Below are 11,396 nucleotides of genomic sequence, written 5' to 3'. Positions count from 1 at the left end.
AGATGCCGAATACTTTCTGGGGACCCCGATACCACATCGGGTGAATGCTACGGATTCTAATGTGCTGCAAATTCGTTTCGTATCTAGTTTTCAGGTGATCAATCACTTGAATTGAATATTGTTCCCTGATAGCTCAGTTGGTAGAGCACTCGACTGTTAATCGAGTTGTCACAGGTTCGAGTCCTGTTCGGGGAGCCATTTATGGAGAGGTGTCCGAGTTGGCCGAAGGAGCACGATTGGAAATCGTGTAGGCGCCAAAAGCGTCTCGAGGGTTCGAATCCCTCTCTCTCCGCCACTATTATTTTAAGCAAGGCCCGTTGGTCAAGGGGTTAAGACACCTCCCTTTCACGGAGGTAACAGGGGTTCGAATCCCCTACGGGTCACCACTTTATTAAAAAAACACTTGCTTCTTATATCAGATTTTGCTATGATAAAAGTCGCTTTGTTACGGAGGCTTAGCTCAGCTGGGAGAGCATCTGCCTTACAAGCAGAGGGTCGGGGGTTCGATCCCCTCAGCCTCCACCATGATTTTTCACCATTGCAGCAACCCTTTTAATGACGCGGGGTGGAGCAGTTCGGTAGCTCGTCGGGCTCATAACCCGAAGGTCGTAGGTTCAAATCCTGCCCCCGCAACCAATTTATATCGCAATAGCGATAGTGCCTCGTGGAACTGTGGTGTAGAGGCCTAACATGCCTGCCTGTCACGCAGGAGATCGCGGGTTCGAATCCCGTCAGTTCCGCCATTTTTACAAGTTTCATAGATGACTTTGGGATGAGATGCGTATCCGATATGGGATTCGTCAAAGTCCGAAATGAGCTCTATGGCTCGGTAGCTCAGTCGGTAGAGCAGAGGACTGAAAATCCTCGTGTCGGCGGTTCGATTCCGTCCCGAGCCACCATGTACCTTTTATAATTTTATACGCCGGTGTAGCTCAATTGGTAGAGCAACTGACTTGTAATCAGTAGGTTGGGGGTTCAAGTCCTCTCGCCGGCACCATTCTGGAGGATTAGTGAAGTGGCTAAACACGGCAGACTGTAAATCTGCTCTCTTCGAGTTCGGTGGTTCGAATCCATCATCCTCCACCAGTTTTTAGGGGCATAGTTTAAAGGTAGAACAGCGGTCTCCAAAACCGTTAGTGTGGGTTCAATTCCTGCTGCCCCTGCCAATCGAATCAATTTATAGTACAATATGGCGGTCGTGGCGAAGTGGTTAACGCACCGGATTGTGGCTCCGGCACTCGGGGGTTCAATTCCCCTCGATCGCCCCATATTACAAAATCATATTGGGGATTAGCCAAGCGGTAAGGCAACGGACTTTGACTCCGTCATGCATAGGTTCGAATCCTATATCCCCAGCCATTGATTTTATGTTTGCGGACGTGGCTCAGCGGTAGAGCATCGCCTTGCCAAGGCGAGGGTCGCGGGTTCGATTCCCGTCGTCCGCTCCATTTTTATTTCTGGCGCCATAGCCAAGTGGTAAGGCACAGCTCTGCAAAAGCTTTATCCCCAGTTCGAATCTGGGTGGCGCCTCCATAACAACCATATGTGCCCTTAGCTCAGCTGGATAGAGCGTTTGACTACGAATCAAAAGGTCAGGAGTTCGAATCTCTTAGGGCACGCCATTGTGTAAGCCGGTGTGGCGGAATTGGCAGACGCGCGCGACTCAAAATCGTGAGGGAAACCGTGGGGGTTCGAGTCCCTTCACCGGCATCAATCAAAAGGAATGTAGACGATCAACGTCTGCATTCCTTTTTTTGTTGTCTCTCCATCGAAGCATCCACACGATAAGTCCACTCCCAATCGCAGCTGCTGAAGATCGTTCTCCTGTAGATCGATGTTCCTTCAATAAGTGATACGGTAACAGCAGGGTGTTCGTTCACGGATATAACGCAAAAACTGCAGACCAGTCCAGAGGTTGGACGTAGGTCTATAGGAAGCCCCGCCTTAGGTCTAGGTCCAAAAACCGTCCACAGGCCGTTTTAGTCAAACTCGAAATTACCTAGAATAGAGTCATAAGGTTGAACAAATGAAACAACGATCAAACAACAGAAAGGCGGTGTATAAATGAGGAATTCAAAAGGCAATGGAATGAGTATCCTGTTGATTGGTTTAGGGATCTTGGTTCTTCTGGGAGTATTCGGTCCTCTGCTTGGATGGTTGTTCAGTCTTCTAATTCCGATACTGATGGTTGCTTTGGGATATTACGGAATTCGAAGAGGCAATACCTTGATGGGATGGATCATTCTCGGTATCGGCATCATCTGGTTGATGGGTAAACTGTCTTGGCTGATCGGTCCGATCCTTGGTGTCATCTTAATCATCTACGGAGTGTCCCGATTGAAGAATGGAAGACCCCGTTATTGATAAGGAACCACTACATTATATAACCTGCATAAACAACAGATCAGATCATGATAGATGAGGAGGGCTAAGCCGATATGAGTGTTTTCCGGCGGATAAGAGACATAACCGTAGCAACATTGAATGAAAAGCTCGAGCAGAGCCAGGATCCGGTTCGATTGATCGACCAGTTCCTACATTCAACCAGACAGGATATTGCTGAGGCCGAGAAGCTGCAGCAGCAATGCCAAGTACATTCCAGACAGCTGAAACAGCAGGTGGATCAAGCGGAAACCATGCGATTTAAACGCGAAGAGCAGGCACTGCTTGCCTTGAAGGCCGGCGAAGAGCATCTTGCGAAGCTGGCATTGCAGGAGAAGTTGATTTATGAGGAAAAGATTGAACAGTATCAAGGCCTGTTATCCTCAAGCCTGGAGTCGTTGAAAGAAATCGAGGAGCAGCTCGGTGAGCTGCGGATGGAATATCAGACGGTCTACAGCAAACGCCAGTATTATGTTGCCCGAGTGGAAACCCTTCGTCTTCAGCAAAAAATGAATGAACGTACGGGGTCCTATGGCGGGGGGCATGATGTACCGAAGATGTTCAATCGCCTCGAGGACCGTATCAGCGACTGGGAACTGGAAGCCAGAAGCCTTCGCGATTTACGCCGCATGGGGCAGGAATACATGGATCAGGCTGGAGAATCCGTCTCCACGGTATTGGAAAAGGAACTTGCCCGCTTGAAGCAAAAGCTGAATAACAGCGGAAAGGAGTAACCATGACAAGATTGTACCGTTCCACCCGAGACAAGATGTTCACAGGGTTGATCGGCGGTATATCCGATCATTTCGGAGTCGAATCTACCCTCCTTAGAATCATATTTGTAGTCAGTATCTTTTTCACAGGCGGTACAACGCTGTTGATCTATCTGATTGCAAGCCTCGTCGTTCCTAAAGAACCGTATTATCACGATCCGTACGGACCGCAAGGAAGACATGGCGGCGGATACCGTTACAACGACCATCCGGGCCCGGGGCCAGGCTACAACAGCTACAATGATGCTTATGGACGTCATCAAGGCTATCCTAACCCTAATGAGCATGGAAGCTTTGGTCCCAAATATGACCGTCCCAACGGCACAAGAACGAACGCGTCCACCGATTCCGATCTGGATGCGATGATGAAGGATATTGAAAGAAAAGCCATGCAAAAAGAAATCGAAGAATTGAAGAAAAAACTTTCGAACTATGAGAAGGGAGATAAATAACATGGGAGTATTTAAAAGAATTAAGGATATGACGAAAGCATCGGTGAACGAGCTGCTGGATAAAGTGGAGGATCCGATCGTAATGCTGAACCAGTACCTGCGCGACATGGAGGCAGAAATTCATGAAGCAGAGGTAACGGTTGCGAAGCAAATGGCAAATGAGCGTCGCATGAAGCAGCGCGTCGATGAGGCTGTGAAGATGGCGGCACAACGTGAAGCTCAAGCGGAATTGGCTCTGAAAAACGGTCAAGAAGAAGTGGCTCGCAAGCTGCTTGAAGAAAAAATCTATTTCGATCAAAAAGAAACCGAGTACGTGGAACTGCACCTGCAATCCGAGGCTCAAGCGAAAGAGCTTGTTGCTCAGCTGCATGAAATGAAAGACGAGTTCTACAAAATGCGCAACAAGCGCAATGAGCTTGTAGCTCGCGCTCAAATGGCGAAAGCGAAGAAGCAAATGTCTCAAGTGAGCAGCCTGCATACCATTGAAAGCGGCAGTGCTTCGATGGGCTTCCACCGCATGGAAGAAAAAATCATGCAAATGGAAGCTGAAGCTGATGTGCTTCGCGCACCATACCGCCCTAACAACGCAGCATACACAAGCCCAGTGGATGCTGAGAAGCAACTGAAGGTGGATGAGCAGCTGCAAGCATTGAAAAACAAAATGGGGAAATCCTCGAAATCCGAGTAATTCCTTAGCAAGTCAGCAAAATAAGAACAAAGCGTATTCGAATACCGTGTTCATATGATATGCTATACGAATGAGATTGTCGTATAGTACAGGCAAAGCCATACAGTGGGGAGCATCTCACTGATATGGCTTTTCCGAGCTTATATCTTGGTCATCAAGGAGGTGCGACATGGACAGAAACCGCTGGATAGCAGTAGGTTTAATCAGCTTGGGTTTTATTATGCTTTTCGGCCGATGGTTTGGTTTCTTCACCATTGTCGCCCTGTTGCTCATCTTCGCGGGCGTCCTTCAGATCAGGCAAGGCCATGTGAAGAAGGGGTACATTCTGCTCGGCGTCGGAGCCGTGCTGCTGCTGCTCGAGCATCTTATGTTGATTATTGGCGTCAGTTTGATATCGCTGGGTATTTTCTACGGCAAGTCCAAACGGGCCCATACCACGACCAGATATATTCAGAGGCAGAACTTTATGTCCAACTTTGACTGGGACCGTGCACCCTGGGTGATGCGCAGCTTGAGCGTGTGGCATGTGCTCGGGGAAGCGGATGTGGATCTGTCCCTGGCGCTTCCCGAAGAACGCCAAACGGTGCTCATGTTCCACGGAATGCTCGGTGATATCGATCTGATGATCCCGGACTATTACGGGGTGGAGATCGAAGCATTCATCTTGTTCGGATCGATTCATATGGACGACCGGAAGGAAACCGGCATATTGAACCGAGTGAAATATCAATCGCCCAATTATGAGACCAGTGAATATAAAGTGAAATTTATCGTTTCTTATTTAGGCGGAGATTTGAATATAAGAATGACATAATAAACGTATTGTTTTGTGTAAACCATTCAGGAGGGTTGCCCCGTGGAAACGGAAAAGAAAGCAAATATCATTACCCGAAGTATGCGTGAGGGGACCCTTCTGGGATTGGTTGTCATGCTCGTTGTCCTTTATTTATTATATACATATGGTTATCTTCAACCGTTTGAGACGTGGAAGAACCGGATCGAGGCAGGCATAACCCTGGTATTGCTGCCGATCGGGCTGGGAGCGATTTATGGCTTCTTCCAGGGATACCGGGTAAAACGGCGGGTCGATCTCGTTAGGGAAACACTCGTGAACTGGGAAAAAGGGAGTCTGACGGACGTCATGCCGGACATCGGCGAAGACGAAGTGGGCCGGCTTGGAGAACAGCTGGTGAAGATCAGCAAGCGCTGGGAGGATCAGGTGTCTTCCCTGCAGCGGTTATCCACGAACAATGCCCAGCTAGCCGAGCAGGCCAGGGTTACGGCGATCGTGGAAGAGAGACAGCGTCTGGCGCGCGAGCTCCATGATGCGGTTTCTCAGCAGCTGTTTGCCATCTCGATGACGGCAACAGCTGTGGGCAGGACGCTGGATAAGGATTTTGACAAAGCGCAGCGCCAGGTGGCTCTGATTGAGGAAATGTCGGCTGTGGCACAGTCCGAGATGAGGGCGCTACTCCTTCATCTGCGGCCGGTATATCTCGAAGGAAAAGCACTGGAACAAGGGCTGCGGGATTTGATCACGGAATTGCGGATCAAAGTGCCTATGGAAATTACGTTTGAAATGGACGATGACATACATTTGCTTAAAGGGATTGAAAATCATCTGTTCCGCATTATTCAGGAGGCCATGTCGAATACGCTTCGGCACTCGAAGGCGGAAAAAATGGACATCCGGATTCATCGCAGGCAAAACACCGTTCGGGTAATGCTGCGAGATGACGGGGTCGGGTTCGAACTGGACGACAAGAAACAGACTTCCTACGGTCTTTCGACCATGCAGGAACGGGTGACGGAAATCGGCGGCTCGTTACAATTCATCACGGCCCCGGGAAAAGGGACGCGGATTGAGATTATCGTGCCGCTCATAAACGAAGAACGCAAACGGGGGGATGGAGATGGAAGCACCGATTAAGGTACTGCTGGTGGATGATCATGAGATGGTGCGGATCGGCTTGGCTGCCGTGCTTGGCACAGAAGACGGCATTGAGGTGGTAGGCGAAGCGGGCAGCGGCGAGGAAGGTATACGTCTGGCGCAGGAATATCATCCTGACGTGGTGCTGATGGATCTGGTCATGGATGGGATGGACGGCATTGAGACCACGCGGGAGTTGATGAAGCAATTTCCGAATCTTAAGGTGATCGTACTGACCAGCTATCTGGACGATGAGAAGATGTATCCGGTCATTGAAGCAGGCGCGTTCAGTTATCTGCTGAAGACCTCCCGGGCTTCCGAGGTCGCCGATGCTATACGTGCGGCCGCACGGGGCCAGTCGGTTCTGGAGTCCCAGGTCGCTTCGAAGATGATGAATCGTTTCCGCCATCCGCAAAATGAAGCGCCCGCGCATAATGACCTGACGGACCGGGAGATGGAAGTGCTGCGATTGCTGGCACAGGGCAAATCCAATCAGGACATTGCCGATGATTTGATTATAGGCATCAAAACCGTGAAGTTTCACGTGACTAATATTTTGGGCAAGCTGGGGGTAGAGGATCGGACCCAAGCTGCCATCTACGCTTATAAAAATGGGCTGGCTGAGTAAGGAGTGCCGGCTCTTTTTTTATGTTTATGAACGTGAAAAAAACAGTTTTGAGATGCCGAACGCGGTTCTAAACAGATCCGTGATGCGATGCGTTCGGGTATCGACATATCCATGTAAACAATGATAGGCAGGCTTAAAGACTCCCCAATCGGGAGGCTTTTTTTATTTAGGTAAGGGGAAGGGAGATTTTTAAAACGGTAATAGCAGGATCATTTTATATGGCGAGGTATAAATCTGCAGTGAGCCGGCCATCCTTTTACTAGATTGATAGATTCGTACGAGGAGGCGTGGCTGACGATGCGGAAGATGCGTTTACAGTTGATTGTGATGATGTTGTTGCTGTGCGGGGCAACAGGGATGATGGCGGGTTTTGCGGGAACAACGGAACGCAATGGGGAGGAAGCGGTTCCGCAAACGGCAGAGGCGTCAGCTTGGAAGGGAACGGCGAATGGAGCATCGGAAGCAGGGACCATAGCCGAAAGCAATTTGGAGCTTCTTGCAGCCCTTGGACAGGAGCATATGGACCCTTCCGCGCTCCTCACGGTAAAAATTCAAGGCGAAATGATAAATTCGATTTCTAAGGATCAAGCTAAGACAGCAGCCGAAGAATTGGCTCGCGCAATAGGGCTTTCCGGCAGTACCTCGAACGAGCTTCAAGGAAATGACGTTTTCCAAGCGGAAGGCGATCGATCGGGCGTCTCCGTGCATTTGGATTGGGCCCTCACGAAGCAAGGCCATAGTTATGTCAGAGTCATGCTTGTCGGAGAGGCGGCAGCCCAGGCCCGGGAAATGATGAGCCTTCAGCAGCATGTTCAAGAACGAATGGAGCAAGCAGGCATACCGAATACGTGGAATGCGTCCATTCAAGGATATGCAACGAAGTCAGGCAGCGTGGATGGAACGATGGCCCAAGTTGAAGAGGCCGTAGCCCGAAAGCTTCCGCTTCGTTCCGTTGAGGATTATGCGGATGTTACAACGATCAGCCGATCTTATCAGGCGCCTTCGCTGGGGACTTTTGTGAAGAGCGGCGACACGCCGATTCATATGCAGATCGCGGTGCATGAAGATTCGGTGAAGAAAAGCAGTAGAATAACGATCGGATTTCCCGTCATTACAATAGAATATTGAAAATAATATCTGAAACTCCGATGAAAAAATACGGAATGAGATAGCATACTTGAAATGAATATGCTAAAATGTCATCACATCGAGTTAAGTGACGATGCATAAAAATACACTATAATTCATAGAAAGAATGAGGAGCCATGGCTGAAAATCAAAATCTAGATACAATGAAGACACCGGGAGCTGTATTTTTCATCTTTGGAGCGACTGGTGATTTGGCAAGACGTAAGTTGTTTCCGGCGATCTACAGTCTTTATCGTGAAGGAAAACTGGATGAGGATTTTGCTGTAATCGGCGTGGCGCGGCGTCCGCGCACCCAAGAGGAGTTTCGGGAGGACGTGTATCGTTCGATTCAGGAATTCTGCCGATATAGTTCGGAACAGGATAGTGAATGGAATGCATTTGCACAGCATTTTGAATATAAATCTTTAGATATCAACAATATTGACGGTTTCCGTGAGCTCCGCGAACAAACGGAGCAATTGGAAACGAAATTTAATATACCGGGCAACCGCTTGTTCTATCTTGCGCTTGCACCGGAATTGTTCGGCAGCGTATCGTTCAACCTGATGAAGGGCGGCATGCTGGACGGAGAGGGCTGGAACCGTCTTGTGATCGAGAAGCCGTTCGGCTACGATCTGGAGTCCGCTGCCAAGCTAAATGAAGAGATCCGTAAAGTGTTCAAGGAAGAGGAGATCTATCGGATCGACCATTACCTCGGGAAGGAAATGGTGCAGAACATCGAGGTTATCCGTTTTGCGAATGCTTTCTTCGAGCCGCTGTGGAACAATAAGCATATTGCCAACATCCAAATTACGCTTGGTGAAACGGTTGGCGTCGAGGAGCGCGGGGGTTATTACGACCATGCGGGCGCACTCAGGGATATGGGTCAAAACCATATGCTGCAGCTGCTGACCATGATTGCCATGGAGCCGCCTAGCCGCCTGCTCGCAGAAGATATTCGCGACGAGAAGGTGAAGGTGCTTCGCTCCCTGCGTCCATATGCCTCAAACGAAGAAGTCAAGAACAACGTGGTTCGCGGTCAGTATACGAGCGGTTCCGCAGGCGGCAAAGATCTGCCGGCTTACCGTGAAGAGGACAAGGTAAATCCGGAATCCAATACGGAAACCTATTTTGCGGCCAGAGTCTTCGTGGATAATTTCCGCTGGGCGGGCGTACCGTTCTATATCCGCACGGGCAAACGCCTTCCGGTTAAGACGACCGAGGTGGTCGTAGAGTTCAAACGGATGCCAACCAACGTATACTTGGGCCAAAAGCATTCCCTGGAGCCTAACCTGCTCGTTATCCGGGTTAACCCGATGGAAGGCATCTACGTAAAGATCAACGCGAAGAAGCCGGGCTCCGAGTCCGAGATCGCTCCGGTTGCGATGGACTTCTGCCAAAGCTGCATCGTGGGCATTAACTCTCCGGAAGCGTATGAGCGTCTGCTGCATGATGCCGCCCGCGGGGATTCCACCTACTTTACGCGTTGGGACGAAGTGGCTTCCGCTTGGTCCTTCGTGGATCGCATCGCTAGCGCTTGGAGAGAGAACCAGGGCGAGCTGGAATCGTATCCTGCCGGCTCCTGGGGACCTGACAAAGCGGATGAGCTGCTGAAGGAAGACGGCTTCCACTGGTGGCCGGTTAACGGTCAGCTTGAGGATAACGTCGTGTGGTTGAAAAAATAGAAGATTAGCTAAAATTTATGCGATAAAAATCATCCTCATGCGCACGGCGCATGGGGATGATTTGCGTATGAATTGTGGTACAATGATATACATGACTTTAGTTACGAAGGGATAAGTGAAATGGCAAAGCTAATAGATGAACTGCAGCAGGAAGTGGATAAGCGTCGCACGTTCGCGATTATTTCCCACCCTGACGCCGGTAAGACGACGCTGACCGAGAAGCTGCTCTTGTTCGGGGGCGCCATTCGTCTGGCCGGATCGGTTAAAGCTCGTAAAGCGAGCAAGCATGCAACGAGTGACTGGATGGAGATCGAGAAGCAGCGGGGAATCTCCGTCACGTCGTCCGTGATGCAATTTGATTATTTAGGGCATCGGATTAATATATTGGATACGCCGGGTCACCAAGACTTCAGTGAGGATACCTATCGTACGTTGACGGCTGCCGACAGCGCCGTCATGTTGATTGACGTAGCCAAAGGGGTCGAGGCCCAGACCATCAAGCTGTTTCAGGTCTGCGCGAAGCGGGGCATTCCGATCTTCACCTTCATCAACAAACTCGACCGCGAAGGACGCAGTCCGTTTGACCTGATGGAAGAGCTTGAGCAGGTGTTGGGCATCCGCTCCGTACCGATGAATTGGCCGATCGGTTCCGGCCGCGACCTGTGCGGCGTGTACGACCGGGTGAAGAATCAGGTGGAATTGTTCCAAGGGGACGACCATTCCACGATTAAAGTGCAGAAGGTCGAAGGGTATGAAGATCCGCTCATCCGCGAAATGGCTGGCGATTATCTGCATGACCAGTTATGTCAGGATCTGGAGCTGCTGGATGTTGCCGGCGACCCGTTTGATCTGGAGAAAGTGATGCAGGGGCAGTTAACGCCAGTATTTTTCGGCAGTGCGATCAACAATTTCGGCGTCCAGACCTTTCTTGAAAACTTCCTCCAGCTTGCGCCGAAGCCGGAGCCGCGCCGCAGCACGGAAGGCGTGGTGGAACCGACCGATGAGAAATTCTCCGGTTACGTATTTAAGATCCAAGCCAACATGAATCCGGCTCACCGGGACCGCATCGCTTTCCTTCGAATCGTATCGGGCAAGTTCGAACGCGGTATGAGCGTGAAGCATGTGCGGGTAGGCAAGGAAATCAAGCTGGCGCAGCCGCAGCAATTTTTGGCGCAGGATCGAGATATTGTGCAGGAGGCATACCCTGGCGATATTATCGGTCTGTTTGACCCGGGTATTTTCCGGATCGGGGATTCCCTCAGCCAAGGACGCGAGGTTGTATTCGACGAGCTTCCGACGTTTTCCCCGGAGATCTTTGCCAAAGTAACCGTGAAGAATGCGCTGAAGCATAAGCAATATCAGAAGGGGATTGACCAATTGACGGAAGAGGGGACCATTCAGGTATTCCGCACCGTTAGCTTCGACGAGACCATTCTCGGGGTGGTCGGCCAGCTCCAGTTCGAAGTGTTCGAGTATCGGATGAAGGGGGAGTACGGCGTCGATGTCCAGCTGCAACGGATGCCGTATCAGTTCGCCCGCTGGCTCGTGGACGACAACATTGATCCGTCCAAGTTCCGGATTAACTCGACCCTGGTGAAAGACAAGAAGGATAATTATGTCGTTCTCTTCGAAAATGAGTATGCGATGAGAACCGCCATAGACAAGAACCCAACCGCCAAGTTTCTTGAGACCGCTCCGTAAGCGATGGCATAAATATGCAGTATAAAGAA

10 protein-coding genes and 16 tRNA genes are annotated in these 11,396 nt (G+C 50.2%); all 26 read left to right on the top strand.

What is annotated here, in order from left to right:
• Positions 1 to 122 precede the first annotated feature (122 nt).
• The 26 genes from RB297_RS28590 (at position 123) to RB297_RS28465 (ending at position 11,367) form a co-directional block, all read left to right on the top strand.
• Positions 123 to 198: transfer RNA gene (locus RB297_RS28590), tRNA-Asn, on the top strand.
• Positions 199 to 203: 5 nt separating this feature from the next.
• Positions 204 to 295: transfer RNA gene (locus RB297_RS28585), tRNA-Ser, on the top strand.
• 16 nt (positions 296 to 311) lie between these two features.
• A tRNA-Glu gene (locus RB297_RS28580) sits at positions 312 to 386 on the top strand.
• A gap of 63 nt (positions 387 to 449) precedes the next feature.
• Positions 450 to 525 (top strand) — tRNA-Val (locus tag RB297_RS28575).
• A 34-nt stretch (positions 526 to 559) separates the two neighbouring features.
• Positions 560 to 636, top strand: a tRNA-Met gene (locus RB297_RS28570).
• 30 nt (positions 637 to 666) lie between these two features.
• Positions 667 to 743: transfer RNA gene (locus tag RB297_RS28565), tRNA-Asp, on the top strand.
• 80 nt (positions 744 to 823) lie between these two features.
• Positions 824 to 899, top strand: a tRNA-Phe gene (locus RB297_RS28560).
• Positions 900 to 921: 22 nt separating this feature from the next.
• Positions 922 to 997: transfer RNA gene (locus tag RB297_RS28555), tRNA-Thr, on the top strand.
• Positions 998 to 1,001: 4 nt separating this feature from the next.
• Positions 1,002 to 1,086, top strand: a tRNA-Tyr gene (locus RB297_RS28550).
• A gap of 6 nt (positions 1,087 to 1,092) precedes the next feature.
• Positions 1,093 to 1,166, top strand: a tRNA-Trp gene (locus RB297_RS28545).
• Positions 1,167 to 1,192: 26 nt separating this feature from the next.
• A tRNA-His gene (locus RB297_RS28540) sits at positions 1,193 to 1,268 on the top strand.
• A 16-nt stretch (positions 1,269 to 1,284) separates the two neighbouring features.
• Positions 1,285 to 1,359: transfer RNA gene (locus RB297_RS28535), tRNA-Gln, on the top strand.
• A gap of 14 nt (positions 1,360 to 1,373) precedes the next feature.
• Positions 1,374 to 1,448: transfer RNA gene (locus RB297_RS28530), tRNA-Gly, on the top strand.
• Between the two features lie 11 nt (positions 1,449 to 1,459).
• A tRNA-Cys gene (locus RB297_RS28525) sits at positions 1,460 to 1,533 on the top strand.
• Positions 1,534 to 1,545: 12 nt separating this feature from the next.
• A tRNA-Arg gene (locus tag RB297_RS28520) sits at positions 1,546 to 1,622 on the top strand.
• An 8-nt stretch (positions 1,623 to 1,630) separates the two neighbouring features.
• A tRNA-Leu gene (locus RB297_RS28515) sits at positions 1,631 to 1,710 on the top strand.
• A 354-nt stretch (positions 1,711 to 2,064) separates the two neighbouring features.
• Positions 2,065 to 2,364, top strand: coding sequence for a hypothetical protein (locus tag RB297_RS28510; protein ID WP_009591410.1), 300 nt, complete (start codon positions 2,065 to 2,067; stop codon positions 2,362 to 2,364).
• 74 nt (positions 2,365 to 2,438) lie between these two features.
• Complete coding sequence (locus tag RB297_RS28505) at positions 2,439 to 3,116, top strand: PspA/IM30 family protein (RefSeq protein ID WP_009591432.1); 678 nt, start codon at positions 2,439 to 2,441, stop codon at positions 3,114 to 3,116.
• 2 nt (positions 3,117 to 3,118) lie between these two features.
• Positions 3,119 to 3,607: a PspC domain-containing protein gene (locus RB297_RS28500; RefSeq protein ID WP_090908802.1), complete on the top strand. Its 489-nt coding sequence runs from the start codon at positions 3,119 to 3,121 to the stop codon at positions 3,605 to 3,607.
• Between the two features lies 1 nt (position 3,608).
• Positions 3,609 to 4,295 (top strand): PspA/IM30 family protein, encoded by a 687-nt coding sequence (locus RB297_RS28495; RefSeq protein ID WP_015737448.1) that lies wholly within the window; start codon positions 3,609 to 3,611, stop codon positions 4,293 to 4,295.
• A gap of 169 nt (positions 4,296 to 4,464) precedes the next feature.
• On the top strand, positions 4,465 to 5,109 hold the full coding sequence (gene liaF, locus RB297_RS28490; RefSeq protein ID WP_375121958.1) for a cell wall-active antibiotics response protein LiaF: 645 nt from the start codon (positions 4,465 to 4,467) through the stop codon (positions 5,107 to 5,109).
• 42 nt (positions 5,110 to 5,151) lie between these two features.
• The gene (locus tag RB297_RS28485; protein WP_015737447.1) at positions 5,152 to 6,225 is read left to right on the top strand and encodes a sensor histidine kinase; all 1,074 of its coding nucleotides are present in this window, start codon (positions 5,152 to 5,154) and stop codon (positions 6,223 to 6,225) included.
• A complete protein-coding gene (locus tag RB297_RS28480; protein WP_036665042.1) occupies positions 6,203 to 6,853 on the top strand; it encodes a response regulator in 651 nt (216 codons plus the stop codon). The genes RB297_RS28485 and RB297_RS28480 overlap by 23 nt, the downstream gene beginning before the upstream one ends.
• Before the next feature lie 297 nt (positions 6,854 to 7,150).
• Positions 7,151 to 7,981: a YwmB family TATA-box binding protein gene (locus RB297_RS28475; RefSeq protein ID WP_375121957.1), complete on the top strand. Its 831-nt coding sequence runs from the start codon at positions 7,151 to 7,153 to the stop codon at positions 7,979 to 7,981.
• Between the two features lie 137 nt (positions 7,982 to 8,118).
• Entirely contained in the window at positions 8,119 to 9,666 is a 1,548-nt protein-coding gene (gene zwf, locus RB297_RS28470) for a glucose-6-phosphate dehydrogenase (RefSeq protein WP_009591421.1), read from the top strand.
• Between the two features lie 120 nt (positions 9,667 to 9,786).
• Complete coding sequence (locus RB297_RS28465) at positions 9,787 to 11,367, top strand: peptide chain release factor 3 (RefSeq protein WP_036665046.1); 1,581 nt, start codon at positions 9,787 to 9,789, stop codon at positions 11,365 to 11,367.
• Positions 11,368 to 11,396 lie beyond the last annotated feature (29 nt).

The organism is Paenibacillus sp. CR_12 (assembly GCF_041953985.1).
Taxonomy (GTDB): domain Bacteria; phylum Bacillota; class Bacilli; order Paenibacillales; family Paenibacillaceae; genus Paenibacillus_AQ; species Paenibacillus_AQ lautus_A.
Note: the sequence above shows the minus strand (reverse complement) of the source record. Positions and strands in the feature narration are given on the sequence as shown.